This is a genomic window from Comamonas sp. F1-6 (assembly GCF_039581415.1).
Lineage (GTDB): Bacteria > Pseudomonadota > Gammaproteobacteria > Burkholderiales > Burkholderiaceae_C > Comamonas > Comamonas thiooxydans.
The window spans coordinates 260725-279632 of the sequence record NZ_JBCPWN010000001.1 but is presented as its reverse complement, the minus strand read 5'-3'; the positions used below and the strand labels follow the sequence as shown (position 1 = coordinate 279632).

Sequence of the window (18908 nt, the reverse complement as noted above, 5' to 3'; positions counted from 1 at the left end):
TCAATCAAGGCGAGATGTCTTGAAATCACAAGTACTTACTCCCCTGGAATATCCCGCAAATGCTGCAGACTCACCCCAGCCGCTGCGCCCGCCGCCCTTTGTTGGGCGGCACGGGTCTTGAAATAGACCTGGCGGAGCGCATCTGGCAGACAGATTGTCTTAAGTTTTGAGAAACCTTCACCAACTATGACCGAGAACCACAACCCCAACACCATCAACGACGCCAGCCCCGAGGAACTGGAAGCGGCCCTGGCAGCCAATGCGTCGGACGAACTGGGACGTCTGCAGGCCGAGCTGGAAGAACTCAAGGCCAAGAGCGCCGATCTGGCCGACCAATACCTGCGTGCCAAGGCCGACGCCGAAAACATGCGCCGTCGCGCCGAAGAAGAGGTCGCCAAGGCACGCAAGTTCGGCATCGAGAGCTTTGCAGAAAGCCTGCTGCCCGTGATCGACAGCCTGGACGCGGCCCTGTCCATCCAGAACGCCACGCCCGAACAACTGCGCGAAGGCTCGGACGCCACGCTGCGCCAGCTGAATTCGGCCCTGGAGCGCAACAAGGTGCTCGCCATCAATCCCGCTGCGGGCGAGAAGTTCGACCCTCACCACCACCAGGCCATCTCCATGGTTCCCGCCGACCAGCCCGCCAACACCGTGGTTGCCGTGCTGCAAAAGGGCTATGTGATCGCCGACCGCATCCTGCGCCCCGCGCTGGTTACCGTGGCCCAGGGCTGAGCCAGCTAGACACCCCAAAAAAACAACCGTCAGGGCAAAAAATAGTAAGTGACGGCTCTTGAAGCCGGCCACTACGCCCACAAGTGACGAATCAAGCAAACATTCAACAGATTACGGAGAGAATTATGGGAAAAATCATCGGTATTGACCTGGGTACCACCAACAGCTGCGTTGCCATCATGGAGGGTAACAACACCCGCGTGATTGAGAACAGCGAAGGTGCCCGCACCACCCCCTCCATCGTTGCCTATCAAGAAGACGGCGAAATCCTGGTCGGTGCATCCGCCAAGCGCCAGGCCGTCACCAACCCCAAGAACACCATCTACGCTGCCAAGCGCCTGATCGGCCGCAAGTTCGCCGAAGCCGAGGTGCAAAAGGACATCGACCTGATGCCCTTCCAGATCGTCAAGGCCGACAACGGCGACGCCTGGGTGCAAGTGCGCGACCAGAAGCTGGCTCCTCCCCAGATCAGCGCCGAAGTGCTGCGCAAGATGAAGAAGACCGCCGAGGACTTCCTGGGCGAAGCCGTGACCGAGGCCGTCATCACCGTGCCCGCCTACTTCAACGACGCACAGCGCCAGGCCACCAAGGACGCCGGCCGCATCGCGGGTCTGGAAGTCAAGCGCATCATCAACGAACCTACCGCAGCTGCCCTGGCCTTCGGCCTGGACAAGGTGGGCAAGGGCGACCGCAAGGTGGCCGTGTATGACCTGGGCGGCGGCACGTTCGACGTCTCCATCATCGAAATCGCCGACGTGGACGGCGAAAAGCAGTTCGAAGTGCTGTCGACCAACGGTGACACCTTCCTGGGCGGCGAAGATTTCGACCAGCGCATCATCAACTACATCATCGACGAGTTCAAGAAGGAACAAGGCGTCGACCTGTCCAAGGACGTGCTGGCCCTGCAGCGCCTGAAGGAAGCTGCCGAAAAGGCCAAGATCGAGCTGTCGAACTCCGCACAGACCGACATCAACCTGCCCTACATCACCGCCGATGCCACAGGCCCCAAGCACCTGAACATCAAGCTGACCCGCGCCAAGCTGGAATCGCTGGTGGACGATCTGATCGAGCGCACGATTGCACCTTGCCGCACCGCCATCAAGGATGCAGGCATCTCGGTTTCCGACATCCACGACGTGATCCTGGTCGGCGGCATGAGCCGCATGCCCAAGGTGCAGGAAAAGGTCAAGGAATTCTTCGGCAAGGATCCCCGCAAGGATGTGAACCCCGACGAAGCCGTGGCCGTGGGCGCTGCCGTGCAGGGCCAGGTGCTGGGTGGCGAGCGCTCCGACGTGCTGCTGCTGGACGTGACTCCCCTGTCTCTGGGTATCGAAACCCTGGGCGGCGTCATGACCAAGATGATCAGCAAGAACACGACCATTCCCACCAAGTTCGCGCAGACCTTCTCCACGGCTGAAGACAACCAGCCGGCCGTGACCATCAAGGTGTTCCAGGGCGAGCGCGAGATCGCCAGCGCCAACAAGATGCTGGGCGAGTTCAACCTGGAAGGCATTCCGCCCGCAGGTCGTGGCGTGCCCCAGATCGAAGTGACCTTCGACATCGACGCCAACGGCATCCTGAACGTGTCGGCCAAGGACAAGGCTTCCGGCAAGGAAAACAAGATCACCATCAAGGCGAACTCTGGCCTGTCGGAAGAAGAAATCCAGAACATGGTCAAGGATGCTGAGCTGAACGCAGCCGACGACAAGAAGAAGCTGGAGCTGGTGACCGCAAAGAACCAGGGCGAAGCCGCTGTTCACAGCGTCAACAAGAGCCTGGCCGAGCATGGCGACAAGCTGGATGCCGCTGAAAAGAGCGCCATCGCAGCTGCCGTCAAGGAGCTGGAAGAAGCGCTCAAAGGCGAGGACAGGGACGCCATCGACGCCAAGACAACGGCCCTGATGACGGCCAGCCAGAAGCTGGGCGAGAAGATGTATGCCGACGCACAGGCCGCTGGCGGTGCCGAAGCTGCTGCTGCCGCAGCAGGTGCCTCCGCCGGTGCCGGCGCCTCGGCTGCCGCTGACGACAATGTGGTTGACGCCGAAGTCAAGGAAGTCAAGAAGGACTAAGCGCGGGCAGGTCCTGGCCTCAAACCATTGACCGCTTGCCGCCGCGCCGGGCTCTCAGGAGCTGGCGCGGCGTTCCTGTTCCATCCGACCGAAAACTCACATGTCCAAACGTGACTACTATGAAGTTCTGGGCGTTGCCAAAAGCGCCTCGGACGATGACATCAAGAAGGCCTATCGCAAGCTGGCGATGAAGTTCCACCCTGACCGCAATCAGGGCGACAAGGCCAAGGAAGCCGAGGAAAAGTTCAAGGAGGTCAAAGAGGCCTACGAGATGCTTTCCGACAGCCAGAAGCGCGCGGCCTACGACCAGTACGGCCATGCCGGCGTGGATCCCAATCGCGGCATGGGCGGCGGCGAGGGCTTTGGCGGCTTTGCCGAGGCCTTTGGCGACATCTTTGGCGATATGTTCAACGGTGGCGGCCGCGGCGGTCGCGGCGGCCGTCAGGTCTACCGTGGCAACGACCTCAGCTATTCCATGGAAATCACCCTGGAAGAGGCTGCCAAGGGCAAGGATGCCCAGATCCGCATTCCAAGCTGGGACAGCTGCGACACCTGCAGCGGCAGCGGCGCCAAGCCCGGCACCAGCACCAAGACCTGCACCACCTGCAACGGCATGGGCACGGTACAGATGCGCCAGGGCTTTTTCAGCGTGCAGCAGACCTGCCCGCACTGCCGCGGCACAGGCAAGATCATCCCCGAGCCCTGCACCTCCTGCGGCGGCCAGGGCAAGGTCAAGCGCCAGAAGACGCTGGAAGTGAAGATTCCCGCCGGCATCGACGACGGCATGCGCATCCGCTCGGCCGGCAACGGAGAGCCCGGCACCAATGGTGGCCCGGCAGGCGACCTCTATATCGAGATTCGCGTCAAGGACCACGACATCTTCGAGCGCGACGGTGACGATCTGCACTGCAATGTGCCCGTGAGCTTCATCACCGCCGCTCTGGGCGGCGAGATCGAAGTGCCCACGCTGCAAGGCAAGGCGGCGATCGACATCCCTGAAGGCACGCAAGCCGGCAAGCAGTTCCGCCTGCGCGGCAAGGGCATCAAGGGCATTCGCTCCAGCTACCCCGGTGATCTGTACTGCCACATCGTGGTGGAGACTCCGGTCAAGCTCACCGAGTACCAGCGCAAGCTGCTCAAGGACCTGGACGAATCGCTCAAGAAGGGTGGCTCCAAGCATTCGCCCAGCGGCGAAAGCTGGACGGACCGCCTGAAGAGCTTCTTCAGCTAAGCCCCTGCACCCAACAAAAAGCCCATCGGCAGTGCCTGATGGGCTTTTTTTTCATGGCTCGCCAATCACTCCTTGGCGGGCTTCCAGTTGCGCACCTCGCGCTGCACCTTCAGCCGCTCAGCGGGGCCCAATGCCTGCTCGGCTGTCTGCATGCGGCTTTGCAGCGAGGGATCCTTGGCATGAGCGATAGTCAGCCAGAAATAGGCCTTGCCCATGTCTTTCTGCACGCCCTGACCGCTGACATACATGGCTGCCAGATTCGACTGTGCCAGGGTGTAGCCCTGCTTGGCGGCGCGATCGAACCAGCGCGCCGCCTGGCCTGCATCCTGCGGCACGCCCTGGCCGTTGGCATAGAGAAAACCCAGAGACGACTGAGCCGCCGCATTGCCCTGACCGGCGGACTTCTCCAGCCACCGCGCCGCACGCGTCAGATCCTGCGGCACCAGCGCGCCTACGGCATAGATCATGCCGGTGTTGTACTGGGCGTCGGCATGGCCTTTCTCGGCAGCCTGTTCAAACCACTGCAGGGCGGCCCTGCCATCCTCCTTGACGCCCCGGCCGCTTGAGAGCATCACTCCCAGGCTGTACTGGCCTGCAGCCTCGCCACTTTTGGCCGAACGCTCGAACCATTTCACGGCCTGCGCATCGTCTGCGGCCACGCCACGCCCCTCGGCATACATCAGACCCAGATTGTTCTGCGCAATGCCGTCGCCCTGATCCGCCGCCTTGCGATACCAGCTCACGGCCTGCACTTCGTCCAGAGTCACACCCCGCCCGTTGGCGTAGAGCACTCCCAGGTCGGATTGCGCAGGTGCATAGCCCTGGTCGGCCGACTGGCGATACCAGTGCACGGCCTGTGCCAGATCCTGGTTCACGCCCTTGCCAAAACGGTAGCGCGAGCCCAGCAGATACTGGGCCTTGGCGTCGCCCGTCTGTGCTGCTGCACGCATGGCGGCCAGTTCCTTGGCATCTTCGGCCTGATTGTTCCTGGCCTCCGGCGTCCAATGCTCACGACCCAGCGGAGCTGCCGCTGCCGCACCTGCTGCCGCAGCACCAGCGACCGCTGCATTGCGGCCGGTGCGTCCTTTTTTACCGGCCTTGCCGGCGGACTTGGCCGATGAAGATTTGGCAGCACCTGCAGTCGTGCTCTTGGTGGGCTTGGACGATTTGGCTGGCGCGGCCGCACTGGACTTGGCCGGGGTCTTGCCTTTGGCCACAGCTGGCAAGGCAGTGCCGCCCAGCGCCAGCGCAGTTGCCAGCAGGCAAACCTGACCCCAGCAACGGCTGCGGTGCAAGAGGAGCGACCCCGAAGCCATAGCTGGCAACTCGGAAGGCTCACTGTCGGACATCGGATGATTGGGAACTCTCATGACTCACATTTTTGCAGCGAATAGCGTCGATTCCTGGCTGCTTTACTGACGATTTACTTTGTAAAAAGATGCCGGAACTCAGGCACCTGAAAAACTTTTGTTCCTCAGACCTGATCAGGCTTGAACGATTCTGGCATCTAGAGTCTTCGCTATGAAAATGCAAGTACACAAGACTGACAAATGCAACATCGCTTTCCCAGGTTTCGCCAAGCCATCGCAAAGCAAGAAATCACCCATCTCCAAAATTTACCCATCGCCAAGCAAGACATCTCATTCAAAGATGGATGTAGCTAGATTAATCGGTAAAAATGCTGAAAACTTCTCGAAACGAGAAGACTTGAGCCTACCCCATGAAGAATTCAGAGCGCAGTTTTGCGCGCCGCATCGATCTCACCTCGCTTCAGCTGTTCGTCGCCGTGTGCGAACTGGGCAGCATTGGCCGCGCCGCTGAACGCGAGTTCATTGCAGCCTCGGCCGTCAGCAAGCGGCTGTCCGACCTGGAAGCGACGGTGGACACAGCCCTGCTCTATCGCCACAGCCGCGGCGTGACGCTGACGCCGGCCGGCGAGAGCCTGCTGCACCATGCGCGCAATGTGCTCTACGGGCTGGAGCGCATGCAGGGCGAGCTCTCCGAATACGCCGACGGCGTGCGCGGCCATGTGCGCATGCACGCCAATATGTCGGCCATCGTGCAGTTTCTGCCCGAAGACCTGGGAGCCTTTGCGCGCGAACACAGCCAGATCAAGATCGATCTGCAGGAGCACCTGAGCCCCGACGTGCTGAGCGCCGTGGCCGAGGGCACGGCCGATATCGGCATCTGCACGCTGGGCAATATCAGGAGCAGCGAAGGCAATCAGGCCACCGTGCAACTGACCCAGGGCAATGTGCCGCTGCAGTACCGCAGCTATCGCAAAGACCGACTGGTCGTCGTCGTGCCCGAGCGCCACGCCCTGGCCGACCGCGAAAGCGTCGCCTTCACGGAAGTGCTGGAATGGGACATCGTCAGCCTTCATGCGGGCTCCTCGATCAGCCTGGCCATGCGCGCTGCTGCAGCCCAGGCAGGCCACCCGCTGCACCAGCGCATCCAGGTCACCAGCCTGGACGCCATGTGCCGCATGATCGACAACGGCCTGGGACTGGGCCTGCTGCCCGACCGCGCATTCGAGCTGATGCATGGCGTGGGCCATCTGCGCGCCGTGCAGCTCACCGACGACTGGGCGCACCGCGAACTCTGCGTGGTGGCCCGCGACTTCGAAGCGCTGCCGGTGACCACCCGCCTGCTGGTCGATCACCTCTGCCCCGCCAGCGCCAAGGCTTGAAACATCGCATCAAGCCACAACAGAATCCTCCCAACAAACCAACCTCACGAGACCACCATGGGACGCACCCTCTACGACAAGATTTTTGACGAGCACGTCGTTCACACCGAGGAAGACGGCACCTCCGTCCTCTATATTGACCGCCATCTGGTGCACGAAGTCACCAGCCCCCAGGCCTTCGAAGGTCTGCGCATGGCCGGCCGCAAGCTGTGGCGCGTCAGCTCGGTCGTGGCCACGGCCGACCACAACACGCCCACCGACGGCTGGGAGCGCGGCTATGACGGCATTGCCGACCCCATCAGCAAGGAACAGATCACCACGCTGAACAGCAATATCGCCGAGTTCGGCTCGGCCGCCTTCTTCCCCTTCATGGACAAAGGCCAGGGCATTGTTCACGTCATGGGCCCCGAGCAAGGCGCGACCCTGCCCGGCATGACCGTGGTCTGCGGCGACAGCCACACCTCCACCCACGGCGCTTTCGGCGCGCTGGCCCACGGCATCGGCACCTCCGAGGTCGAGCATGTGATGGCCACCCAGACCCTGCTGGCCAAGAAGGCCAAGAACATGCTGGTGCAGGTCAACGGCAAGGTCGCGCCCGGCATCACCGCCAAGGACATCGTGCTGGCCATCATCGGCAAGATCGGCACCGCCGGCGGCACGGGCTACACCATAGAGTTTGCCGGCGAAGCCATCCGCGACCTGAGCGTGGAAGGCCGCATGACGGTCTGCAACATGGCCATCGAAGGCGGCGCTCGCGCAGGTCTCGTGGCCGTGGACGACAAGACCATCAACTACATCAAGGGCCGCCCCCTGGCGCCCACGGGTGGCGAATGGGATGCCGCCGTCAGCTACTGGAAGACGCTGCATTCCGACGCCGATGCGAAGTTCGACCGTGTGGTCGAGCTCAATGCCGCCGACATCGTGCCGCAGGTGACCTGGGGCACCAGCCCCGAGATGGTGCTGGGCATCGATGCCGCCGTCCCCGATCCCGACAAGGAAAAAGACTCGAACAAGCGCGGCGCCATCGAACGTGCGCTGACCTATATGGCACTGGAACCCGGCAAGCCCATCAACGACATCTTTGTCGACAAGGTGTTCATCGGCTCCTGCACCAACAGCCGCATCGAGGACATGCGCGAAGCCGCCGCCGTGGTCAAGAAGCTGGGCCAGAAGGTCGCCAAGAACATCAAGCTGGCAATGGTCGTGCCCGGCTCCGGCCTGGTCAAGGAACAGGCCGAGCGCGAAGGCCTGGACCAGATCTTCAAGGCCGCCGGCTTTGAATGGCGCGAACCCGGCTGCTCCATGTGCCTGGCCATGAACGCCGACCGCCTGGAGCCCGGCGAGCGCTGCGCATCGACCTCGAACCGCAACTTCGAAGGCCGTCAGGGCGCCGGTGGCCGCACTCATCTGGTCAGCCCCGCCATGGCCGCTGCGGCCGCCATCCACGGCCACTTTGTCGATATCCGTAAATTTGCGTAACCCCCCTGAGTCGCTGCGCGTCTTCCCCCAAGGGGGACGACGGCCTTTGCTGCGGGGCGGCCCTTGCTGGCCGTCTCTGATGCAAGACGCGAACGTCGCCAAGACTAAAGATTCTGGAATCACACCATGCAAAAATTCACCGTGCACAAGGGGCTCGTTGCCCCCATGGACCGCGAGAACGTCGACACCGACGCCATCATCCCCAAGCAGTTCCTCAAGTCCATCAAGAAGACCGGCTTCGGCCCCAATCTATTCGACGAGTGGCGCTATCTGGACCAGCCCGGCCAGCCCGGCGTACCCGAAGCCGACCGCAAGCCCAATCCCGACTTCGTGCTCAACCAGCCCCGCTTCAAGGGCGCCAGCATCCTGATCGCGCGCAAGAACTTCGGCTGCGGCTCCAGCCGCGAGCACGCGCCCTGGGCACTGGACCAGTACGGCTTCCGCGCCATCCTGGCCCCCAGCTTTGCCGACATCTTCTTCAACAACAGCTTCAAGAACGGCCTGCTGCCCATCGTGCTGCCCGAGGCCACGATCGACCAGCTGTTCAACGACGTCGCGGCCTTCCCCGGCTACGAGCTGACCATCGACCTGGAGCGCCAGGTGATCCTGAGGCCCCAGGGCGAAGAGATCGCCTTCGACGTCATCGCCTTTCGCAAATACTGCCTGCTCAACGGCTTCGACGATATCGGCCTGACCATGCGCCATGCCGACAAGATCAAGGCCTTCGAGGCCGAGCGTCTGGCGCAAAAGCCCTGGCTGGCGCATACCTTGATTCAGAAGTAACCCCTGAGCCGCGTTGCCTAGGCGGCCCCGCGGCTTCCCCCAGAGGGGGACGACGGCCTTTGCCGCGAGGCTGCTCTTGCTGGCCGTCTCTCACTTGGGCCATGCTGGAGGTAAGGTTCTCTGCTGTGCCGGTCTCACTCAGTTGAGGGATGCCCGCCTCTTGAGCCCGAAGTAAAACTATCAATAAATGAGCTGCTTACGATTGTCATCAATAGACTTCGATAGATATTCAATCTGAAATCTATGAATAAAGAGCGCAAGCAGCTATCAAATTAATCAAAGGAACATCATGAAGATTGCAGTTTTGCCCGGTGATGGCATCGGTCCCGAAATCGTTGCGGAAGCCGTCAAGGTGCTTGAGGCCCTGAATCTGGGTCTGGAAATGGAAACCGCTCCCGTGGGTGGTGCCGGCTATGAAGCTGCCGGCCACCCCCTGCCTCCTGCCACGCTGAAGCTGGCCCAGGAAGCCGATGCGATCCTGTTCGGTGCCGTGGGCGACTGGAAGTACGACACGCTGGACCGCCCCCTGCGTCCCGAGCAGGCCATCCTCGGCCTGCGCAAGGCCCTGGGCCTGTTCGCCAACTTCCGCCCCGCCATCTGCTACAAGGAGCTGACCCATGCTTCCAGCCTCAAGCCCGAACTGGTGGCAGGTCTGGACATCCTCATCATCCGCGAGCTGACCGGCGACATCTACTTCGGCCAGCCGCGCGGCCGCCGTGTGGCTCCCGACGGTCATTTCCCCGGTGCCGAAGAAGCCTTCGACACCATGCGCTACACCCGTCCCGAGATCGAGCGCATCGCCCATGTTGCCTTCCAGGCCGCCCAGAAGCGCAGCAAGCGCGTGACCAGCGTTGACAAGGCCAATGTGCTGGAAACCTTCCAGCTCTGGAAGGATGTGGTCAGCGAAGTCGCCAAGCAGTACCCCGACGTGGCGCTGGACCATATGTACGTGGACAACGCCGCCATGCAACTGGTCAAGGAACCCAAGCGCTTCGACGTGGTGGTGACCGGCAATATGTTTGGCGACATCCTCTCCGACGAAGCCTCGATGCTGACCGGCTCCATCGGCATGCTGCCCAGCGCCAGCCTCAACGACAAGAAGCAAGGCCTGTACGAACCCAGCCACGGCTCGGCCCCCGACATCGCCGGCAAGGGCATTGCCAATCCTCTGGCCACCATTCTCTCGGCCGCCATGATGCTGCGCTTCAGCCTGGGCCAGGAAGCCGCCGCCCAGAAGATCGAAGCTGCCGTGCAAAAGGTGCTGGCCGATGGCCTGCGCACCGCCGACATCTACAGCGAAGGCACGACCAAGGTCAGCACCCGTGAAATGGGCGATGCCGTGGTCAAGGCACTGGCAGGAGTCTGAGGCCCGGAAACCGCTGATGCCAGGCCACCGCCGCAAAGCGGTGGCTTTTTTGTTCGACGCAATTTTCGGCGCCAAACAAAACAAAACGTCAAAAATAAATCATTTATTTCGACGTTTTGACTAGAGTTTCAAGCACTTTTAATTCTTCAAGCTTTGGCTCTAGTCGCTAGAATGACAACTCTTATGTTTGCCGCACGCACCTTCGCTCCCGAGACCCTCACACCCGCAAAGCTTGCCGGTGTGAATGCGCGCGCAATCACCATTAAGACGATTACAGGCTGACCCAGCCCGGTTCGTCGCGCGCCCCTTCCGGCCCTGACGAGCCGGACGAAGCAGTCTCAAGCTACTGTTTTCAAAACTGAAAAGGCGTTTCAAATGAGCAAGCAATTGGTAGGTTTGGTGGGCTGGCGCGGCATGGTCGGCTCCGTGCTGATGGATCGTATGCAGGCCGAAGGCGACTTCGCGCTGATCGAGCCCGTGTTCTTCTCCACCTCCAATGCCGGCGGCAAGGCCCCGGCCATGGCCACGGTGCACACCGAGCTGAAGGACGCCAACGACATCGCCGAGCTGTCCAAGTGCGACATCATCATCACCTGCCAGGGCGGCGACTACACCAAGGAAGTCTTCCCCAAGATCCGCGCCGCCGGCTGGAACGGCCACTGGATTGACGCCGCCTCCTCGCTGCGCATGGAGAACGACGCCGTCATCGTGCTGGACCCCGTCAACGACGATCTGATTCAGCAAAAGCTGGCTGCCGGCGGCAAGAACTGGATTGGCGGCAACTGCACCAACTCCATCCTGCTGATGGGTCTTGGCGGTCTGTTCAAGGCCGGTCTGGTGGAATGGGTCTCCTCCATGACCTACCAGGCCGCATCGGGCGGTGGCGCCAACCACATGCGCGAGCTGCTCAAGGGCATGGGCGTGGTGCACGCTGCCGTGGCCGACGAGCTGGCGACTCCTGCTTCCGCGATTCTCGAAATCGACCGCAAGGTGGCCCAGACCATCCGCGAAGATGTGCCCACCGAATTCTTCGGCGCGCCTCTGGCCGGCGGCCTGATCCCCTGGATCGATGTGCAGCTGCCCAACGGCCAGTCCAAGGAAGAATGGAAGGGCCAGGCCGAGGTCAACAAGATTCTCGGCACCGAAGCCGCCATCCCCGTGGACGGCCTGTGCGTGCGCATCGGCGCCATGCGCTGCCACTCTCTGGCCCTGACCTTGAAGCTCAAGAAGGACCTGCCCCTGGAAGAGATCGAGGCCCTGATCAAGGGCGGCAATCCCTGGGTCAAGTTCGTGGCCAACGACCGCGCCCTGACCGTCAAGGAACTGACTCCCGCAGCGACCACCGGCGGCCTTGACGTTGCCGTAGGCCGCGTGCGCAAGCTCAACATGGGCCCCGAATATGTCTCGGCCTTCGTGATCGGTGACCAGCTGCTGTGGGGCGCTGCCGAGCCGCTGCGTCGCATGCTGCGCATCCTGCTGGCAGCCTGATCCCGTCCACCATCAAGCCTGCGAATGGCTTGATCCAGCACAGCAAAGCGCCAGTCATCCTCGTGATGGCCGGCGCTTTTTTCATGTCCAAGCTCCAGGCTTGGGCGACAATTGCCCGCTTATTCGGGCGAATGCAAACCGTCAGCAAACCTACATTAGGTTTCATCTCGTTGCCAATCGACAACAATTGAGAGCCTTGCCAGCCATGCTTTTGCTCACATTGCAATAGCGTCGTTGACAATGCAAACTGTGTCCGCCGGGCCGAGAGACCTTTGCCGCCTGCTGGAATTTCCAATTTTTATGTGCACCGCAGCCACAAACCCGATCAAGAACAAGAGGGCTGTAGGCTGCACGAATCAAGTCTGAGCCCTATGCAACGCTGGAAACTATCTGCGCTCGCCGCAGCCACCCTCGCACTGTCAAGCCTCCCGGCCACCGATGCATGGGCATTGGCGCTGGGTCGCATCACGGTGCAGTCGGCTCTGGGCGAGCCCTTGCGTGCCGAGGTCGAGATCCCTCAACTCAGCGCTGCCGAGGCCGACAGCCTGCAGGCCGCTATCGCATCGCCAGCTGCATTCCGCGCCCAGGGCATGGAATTCACGGGCACGGCCAACTCGGTACGCGTACAGGTGCAAAAACGCGCCAACGGCTCGGCCGTGCTCAAGCTCAGCAGCTTTCAGCCGGTCAACGATCCCTTTGTCGACCTGGTGATCGATGCCAACTGGGCATCGGGCAAGCTGCAGCGCAACTACACCTTGCTGCTCGACCCTCCTGCAACGCGCCGCCCTGCTCCTGCGCCCACCACCGCTGCCCAGGCCACGCCTGCCGTGGTACCTGCGCCTGCGCGTCCCGCCGTGACTGCACGCCTGGCGTCCAGCCCTGTCAACACAGCCGGCCGGGACCTGCGCAATGACCGCGATCAGGACGAAGCTGCAACCAAGCCTCTGCGAAAACGCCAGGCCGGCACTGCAGCACCGGCTGGCAGCAGCGATGAAGTTCGCGTCAGGACAGGCGACACCGCAGGTCGCATTGCTGCAGCGCACAAGCCAGCAGGCGTCTCGCTTGATCAGATGCTGGTCGCCATGCTGCGCAGCAACCCGCAGGCCTTTGTCAATGGCAATATCAACCGCATGCGCAGCGGCGCGGTGATTCAGTTGCCCGATCAGGCGGCCGCTCAGGCCACCTCGGCCAAGGAAGCCCGCCAGATCATGGCGGCCCAGTCTCAGGATTTCAACCAGTTCCGCCGTCAACTGGCTGGCGTGGCACCTGTGGCTCCTGTGGAAGCAGCATCGCGCAGCGCTTCGGGCCAGGTTCAGGCCCATGTCGCCGATGCCAAGGCCGCCACCGCAGCCCCCGACAAGCTGACCCTGTCCAAGGGCTCCGTCAAGGGCGTGGCCGCAGATGAGCAAGTGGCTCAGCAAAAACAGGCCGCAGACCAATCTGCGCGCGCCGATGAGCTCAAACGCAATATGGCCGAGCTGAGCCAGATTGCGGCAGCCACCAAACCTGCAGGTACGGCTGCAGCTCCCGCAGCAGGCACACCGGCTGCAGCTGCACCAGCGGCAAGCCCTGCAGTCACCGTACCTGCGGCCAGCGCCGCCAATGCTGCAGCGCCTGCCCCCGCTCCGGCTGCTGATGCGGCTGCAACGTCTGCGCCCCCAGTCACACCCGAGGCTGCTGCAGCCGATGCAGCCAAGCCAGGCGACACCACGCCTGCGCCAGCTCCGGCCGAAGGCGAACCGGCACAACCCGCAGCCGAGCCTGCAGCGCCCACACCGGCACCGGTTGCACCTCCCAAGCCTGTTGCAGCACCGGCCCCCATTCCCGAGGAGCCCAGCTTTATCGACAGCCTGATGGAAGACCCGACCATCCCGCTGGCTGGCGCAGCACTGCTGGCCCTGCTTCTGGGCTATGGCGGCTACCGTGTTTCTCAGCGTCGCAAAGCCGCAGCGGCAGGCGCGGACAGCACGCTGGGCGACAGCCAGCTTTCAGCGGACTCCTTCTTCGGCGCCAGCGGCGGCCAGCGCGTGGACACCACGACCAGCAGCAGCCAGATGTCGGGCCAATCCATGCAGTACTCTCCCAGCCAGCTCGACGCCGGCGATGTGGACCCGCTGGCGGAAGCCGATGTGTACCTGGCTTACGGCCGCGACCTGCAGGCCGAGGAAATCCTCAAGGAAGCGCTGCGCAGCGACCCCAACCGCCTGGTGCTGCACCAGAAGCTGGCTGAAATCTATGCCAAGCGCCATGACCGCATGGCCTACGCATCTGTAGCCAACAACGTCTTTGCCCTGACCCAGGGCAAGGGGCCCGAATGGCAGCGGCTGGCCGATCAGGGCCGTATCCTGGATCCGGAAAATCTGACTTACCAGCTGGGCGGAGCTCCCCAGGCTCATGCAGCGGCAGCTGCGACCCCAAGCGCCTTCAGCCCCACCGATCCCTCAAGCGCCCTGCAAGGCGGTGTGGCCGCCGCCGTGGGCTTTGGCTCGGCACTGGCTGCTGCACAGGCGGCCGAAGCCGCTGCCAGCCACGAAGGGCCACCCACAGAGCCCGCCGGCATGGACTTCGACATGGATCTGGAGCTGCCGGCGGACCTGCCTGACACCGCAGCCAGCGCAGCGCCTGTGGCCTCCGAACCCGTCTCCTTGCCCAACGAGCAGGATTTCGCGGCACTGGCACAGTGGGACACCCCTGTCACCGCATCCGAGCCAGCACCCGCAGCAGACAATGGCCTGAACCTGAACCTCGACGATCTGGCCTCGTTCAGCCTGCCCGCCACGGCATCTCAAGCCCCGGCCCCTGTCGCAGCTCCCGCGCCCGCCGAGCAAAGCTCCCTGAATGCGCTCGAGTTCGACCTCGACAGCTTCACACTGCCTTCGCAGGCACAGCCCGAGGCCGAGAGCGGACAGGAAACTGCACCGCTGGAACTATCTTCCAGCCAGGAGCGCCTGGACACAGAGCAGGACATCGAAGCCCTGACCTTGCAGCAACCGGGTGAAGAGGCCGCCAGCCCTGCCGCCGCCCCTGCGCAAGCCGATGTGACCTTCGACCTCAGCGGCCTGTCGCTGGACCTGGGCACATCCGATATCGCTGCGCCAATAGATGCCGTGCCAGCGCCCTCCGAACCCGAAGACCCGCTAGCCACCAAGCTGGCCCTGGCCGAGGAGTTCAATGCCATCGGCGACAGCGACGGAGCGCGTACACTGATCGAGGAAGTGATCGCCGAAGCCCATGGCGATCTCAAGGCCAAGGCTCACAGCCTTCTCTCTCAGATTGGTTGATTGATTTGATGCATTCAGACCCCGCGCCGGGAGCCATGCCATGCGCATAGCTCTTGGCGTCAGCTACAACGGTCAGGCCTATCGCGGCTGGCAAAGCCAGCCCGATGGCAACACCGTACAAGACAAACTCGAAGCGGCCCTGGGCCGCTTTGCTGCTCAAGAAGTCTCCACCATCTGCGCCGGTCGCACCGATTCCGGTGTGCACGGCCTGATGCAGGTCGTGCACTTTGACACCGAGCTGCAGCGCGCGCCCAACTCCTGGGTGCGAGGCACCAACACCTTTTTGCCCAAGGACATCGCCGTGCAATGGGCGGCCGAGGTCGCCGACGGCCCGAATGGCTTCCACTCCCGGGCCTCTGCCACTGCACGCCGCTATGCCTATGTGCTGCTGCAGTCGCCCGTGCGCCCCAGCGTCGACCATGGCCGCGTGGGCTGGGTGTTTCAGGCCCTGGATGCGCAGCGCATGCGTGCAGCCGCCGACCTGCTGCTGGGCGAGCATGATTTTTCGTCCTTTCGCGCGGCAGGCTGCCAGGCCAAGAGCCCGATCAAGACCCTGCGCCGCATCGACATCCACTACCGCCCCGCAGGCCAGGCACCCATGCGCGACGGACAGATGGAATGTGGCTACTGGCGTTTCGAGTTCGAGGGCAGCGCTTTTCTGCACCACATGATCCGCAACATCATGGGCTGCCTGATCTACGTGGGCCAGGGCTCCAAGCCCGTGGAATGGATGCAGCAAGTGCTGGAGGCACGCTCGCGCGAAGTGGCCGCCCCCACCTTCTCCCCTGACGGTCTGTACTTTCTCGGCCCCATTTACGATACGCGCTGGGGCCTACCTGTAGACACCCCCCCGTTTGCCTGGCTGCCCTGAGCGGCCAGCGGCCAACGATTGCTGCAACGCCAGAGATTTGCCATGTCTTCCATTGCCCCCCGCACCCGCATCAAGATCTGCGGCCTGACCCGCGAGCAGGATGTCGACGCTGCAGTGGCCGCCGGTGCCGATGCCGTCGGCTTTGTGCTTTATGCGCCAAGCCCACGCGCCGTGACGCTGCAACGCGCGGCCGAGCTGGCCCGGCGACTGCCGCCCTTTGTCACACCTGTTTTGCTCTTTGTGAATGAAACAGCTACCAATGTGATAGCTGCTTGCGACCTAATACCCAACGCCTGCGTGCAATTTCATGGTGATGAATCGGCTGCGGATTGCGAGGCCGCCACCCGGGGCGTGCAGCCCTGGTTGCGCGCGGCGCGCATACCCCTTGGAGACGATGCGGCGCGATTTGACCTCGTAGAATATGCCCAACGTTATTCAAAGGCCCAAGCCATCCTGCTCGACGCCCATGTCGATGGTTATGGTGGCGGCGGCAAGGCATTCAATTGGTCACTTCTGCCAACAAGCGTCGACTCTCACCTCGTTTTGTCTGGTGGACTCACGCCTGCAAACGTGACCGATGGCATCTTGCAAGTGCGCCCTCGCGGGTTGTCTCTGGCCGTTGATGTGAGCTCTGGAGTCGAGGCCGAAGGCCCCGACGGCAAGCCCCTCAAAGGCATCAAGGATGCCCACAAGATTCATCGCTTCATTGCTGCCGTACGTGCAGCTGATGCCCAAATTTTGCAGACTGACACATGTTTGAATACCAGTATCCCGACGTCCACGGCCATTTCGGCCGCTACGGCGGCAGCTTCGCCAGCGAAACCCTGACCCACGCGCTCACCGAGCTGCGTGAGGCCTACGCAAAGTATCAGAACGACCCCGAATTCATCGCCGAATTCCAGTCCGAGCTGGCACACTATGTAGGCCGTCCCTCGCCCGTCTATCACGCCTCGCGCATGAGCCGTGAAATGGGCGGCGCGCAGATCTATCTCAAGCGCGAGGACCTCAACCACACGGGCGCACACAAGATCAACAATGTGATCGGCCAGGCCATGCTCGCCAAGCGCATGGGCAAGCCGCGCATCATTGCCGAGACAGGTGCCGGCCAGCACGGCGTGGCCACGGCCACCATCTGCGCTCGTTACGGCCTCGAATGCATCGTCTACATGGGCGCCGAGGACGTGAAGCGTCAAAGCCCCAATGTCTACCGCATGAAGCTGCTGGGCGCCACCGTGGTGCCCGTGGAATCGGGCTCCAGAACGCTCAAGGATGCGCTCAACGAAGCCATGCGCGACTGGGTGGCCAATGTGGACAACACCTTCTACATCATCGGCACCGTGGCCGGCCCCCATCCCTATCCCATGATGGTGCGCGACTTCCAGAAAGTCATCGGCGACGAGTGCCTGACGCAGATGCCCGAGTTCCTGGGCGCCGACAAGCAGCCCGACGCGGTAGTCGCCTGCGTGGGCGGCGGCAGCAATGCCATGGGCATCTTCTACCCCTATATCCCCTACGAGAACACCCAGCTGTTCGGCGTGGAAGCGGCGGGCGAAGGCCTGGAGTCCGGCAAGCACTCAGCCTCGCTGCAAAAAGGCAGCTCGGGCGTGCTGCACGGCAACCGCACCTTCATCCTGCAGGACGAAAACGGCCAGATCACCGAGACCCACTCGGTGAGCGCCGGCCTGGATTACCCCGGTGTGGGCCCTGAACATGCATGGCTGCAGGAAATCGGCCGTGCCCAGTATGTGGGCATCACCGATCAGGAGGCGCTGGACGCCTTCCACTATCTGTGCCGCGCCGAAGGCATCATCCCGGCTCTCGAGTCCAGCCACGCCGTAGCCTATGCCATGAAGCTGGCCAAGACCATGCGCGCCGACCAGTCGATTCTCGTCAGCCTATCGGGCCGTGGCGACAAGGACATCGGCACCGTGGCCGACCTCTCGGGTGCCGAATATTTCGACCGTCCCTCCATGCGCGGTCTCACCGTCAAGGGCGCTCCCGGACATGATGCAGCCAAGGCTGCCGCAGGGGGCAACAAGTTATGAGCCGAATTACCGCCACTTTCAGCAAGCTCAAGGAAGAAGGCCGCAAGGCCCTGATTCCCTATGTGACTGCAGGCTTTCCATTTGCCGCCATCACCCCCTCCCTCATGCACGGCATGGTGGAAGCCGGTGCCGACGTGATCGAGCTGGGCGTGCCCTTCTCGGACCCCATGGCCGACGGCCCCACCATCCAGCGCGCGGGCGACAAGGCCATCGCCAACGGCGTGGGCCTGAGCCAGGTACTGGCCTATGTGGCCGAGTTCCGCAAAAAGGACCAGACCACGCCCGTGGTGCTGATGGGCTATGCCAACCCCGTGGAACGCTACGACCAGATCCATGGCGAGGATGCCTTCGTCAACCATGCGGCGGCTGCCGGCGTCGACGGCGTGCTGATCGTGGACTATCCGCCAGAGGAATGCGAAGAGTTTGCAGCCAAGCTCAAGGCCCGCGACATGGACCTGATCTTCCTGCTGGCTCCCACCAGCACCGAGGAGCGCATGCAGCAGGTGGCGCGCGTGGCCAGCGGCTATGTCTACTATGTCTCGCTCAAGGGCGTGACCGGTTCGGGCGCTCTGGACACTTCGGCCGTGGAGGCCATGCTGCCGCGCATTCGCCAGCATGTCAGCGTGCCCGTGGGCGTGGGTTTCGGCATTCGCGATGCCCAGACCGCACAGACCGTGGGCCAGGTGGCCGACGCCGTCATCATCGGCAGCCGCATCATTGACCTGCTCGACAACCAGCCCCACGAGAAGATCGTTCCTTTGGCAATAGACTTTCTGCGTGGTGTGCGAAAGGCTCTCGACGCATAATGCACCCCTAGAAATTAGCCTCCCCCTGAGCGGCTTCGCTGCTTCCCCCTTGAAGGGGGACGACAGCC

Annotated in this window: 14 protein-coding genes; 13 read left to right on the top strand and 1 reads right to left on the bottom strand. The window is 62.7% G+C overall.

The genetic code is table 11. The features are described from left to right. Window positions 1-186 precede the first annotated feature (186 nt). From grpE to dnaJ, 3 genes are all read left to right on the top strand, one after another. Window positions 187-732, top strand: coding sequence for a nucleotide exchange factor GrpE (grpE, locus tag AAIL66_RS01265; protein WP_045838327.1), 546 nt, complete (start codon window positions 187-189; stop codon window positions 730-732). Between the two features lie 125 nt (window positions 733-857). Beyond that, on the top strand, window positions 858-2801 hold the full coding sequence (gene dnaK, locus AAIL66_RS01260; protein WP_343495825.1) for a molecular chaperone DnaK: 1944 nt from the start codon (window positions 858-860) through the stop codon (window positions 2799-2801). A 100-nt stretch (window positions 2802-2901) separates the two neighbouring features. Further along, window positions 2902-4032 (top strand): molecular chaperone DnaJ, encoded by a 1131-nt coding sequence (gene dnaJ, locus AAIL66_RS01255; RefSeq protein WP_034359736.1) that lies wholly within the window; start codon window positions 2902-2904, stop codon window positions 4030-4032. 65 nt (window positions 4033-4097) lie between these two features. Here dnaJ and AAIL66_RS01250 read toward each other — a convergent pair whose 3' ends face one another. Further along, window positions 4098-5381 (bottom strand): tetratricopeptide repeat protein, encoded by a 1284-nt coding sequence (locus AAIL66_RS01250; RefSeq protein WP_343495900.1) that lies wholly within the window; start codon window positions 5379-5381, stop codon window positions 4098-4100. Between the two features lie 371 nt (window positions 5382-5752). Between AAIL66_RS01250 and AAIL66_RS01245 the strand changes: the two genes are divergently transcribed. The 10 genes from AAIL66_RS01245 (at window position 5753) to trpA (ending at window position 18840) form a co-directional block, all read left to right on the top strand. After that, window positions 5753-6721: a LysR family transcriptional regulator gene (locus AAIL66_RS01245; RefSeq protein WP_003064272.1), complete on the top strand. Its 969-nt coding sequence runs from the start codon at window positions 5753-5755 to the stop codon at window positions 6719-6721. Between the two features lie 57 nt (window positions 6722-6778). Continuing rightward, on the top strand, window positions 6779-8200 hold the full coding sequence (leuC, locus tag AAIL66_RS01240) for a 3-isopropylmalate dehydratase large subunit (RefSeq protein WP_034378709.1): 1422 nt from the start codon (window positions 6779-6781) through the stop codon (window positions 8198-8200). 126 nt (window positions 8201-8326) lie between these two features. Beyond that, window positions 8327-8983: a 3-isopropylmalate dehydratase small subunit gene (leuD, locus tag AAIL66_RS01235; RefSeq protein ID WP_003057935.1), complete on the top strand. Its 657-nt coding sequence runs from the start codon at window positions 8327-8329 to the stop codon at window positions 8981-8983. Between the two features lie 289 nt (window positions 8984-9272). Continuing rightward, window positions 9273-10349: a 3-isopropylmalate dehydrogenase gene (leuB, locus tag AAIL66_RS01230; RefSeq protein WP_034353433.1), complete on the top strand. Its 1077-nt coding sequence runs from the start codon at window positions 9273-9275 to the stop codon at window positions 10347-10349. Between the two features lie 375 nt (window positions 10350-10724). Continuing rightward, complete coding sequence (gene asd / locus AAIL66_RS01225) at window positions 10725-11837, top strand: aspartate-semialdehyde dehydrogenase (protein WP_343495824.1); 1113 nt, start codon at window positions 10725-10727, stop codon at window positions 11835-11837. A 371-nt stretch (window positions 11838-12208) separates the two neighbouring features. Continuing rightward, on the top strand, window positions 12209-15118 hold the full coding sequence (locus tag AAIL66_RS01220; RefSeq protein ID WP_343495823.1) for a FimV/HubP family polar landmark protein: 2910 nt from the start codon (window positions 12209-12211) through the stop codon (window positions 15116-15118). 40 nt (window positions 15119-15158) lie between these two features. Continuing rightward, complete coding sequence (gene truA, locus AAIL66_RS01215; RefSeq protein WP_034353424.1) at window positions 15159-15989, top strand: tRNA pseudouridine(38-40) synthase TruA; 831 nt, start codon at window positions 15159-15161, stop codon at window positions 15987-15989. A gap of 42 nt (window positions 15990-16031) precedes the next feature. Beyond that, window positions 16032-16817, top strand: coding sequence for a phosphoribosylanthranilate isomerase (locus AAIL66_RS01210; RefSeq protein ID WP_034353420.1), 786 nt, complete (start codon window positions 16032-16034; stop codon window positions 16815-16817). Continuing rightward, on the top strand, window positions 16742-18034 hold the full coding sequence (gene trpB, locus AAIL66_RS01205) for a tryptophan synthase subunit beta (protein WP_003064250.1): 1293 nt from the start codon (window positions 16742-16744) through the stop codon (window positions 18032-18034). Before AAIL66_RS01210 ends, trpB begins: the two co-directional genes overlap by 76 nt. After that, window positions 18031-18840 (top strand): tryptophan synthase subunit alpha, encoded by an 810-nt coding sequence (gene trpA, locus AAIL66_RS01200; RefSeq protein ID WP_003064247.1) that lies wholly within the window; start codon window positions 18031-18033, stop codon window positions 18838-18840. Before trpB ends, trpA begins: the two co-directional genes overlap by 4 nt. The last annotated feature ends 68 nt before the right edge of the window (window positions 18841-18908 follow it).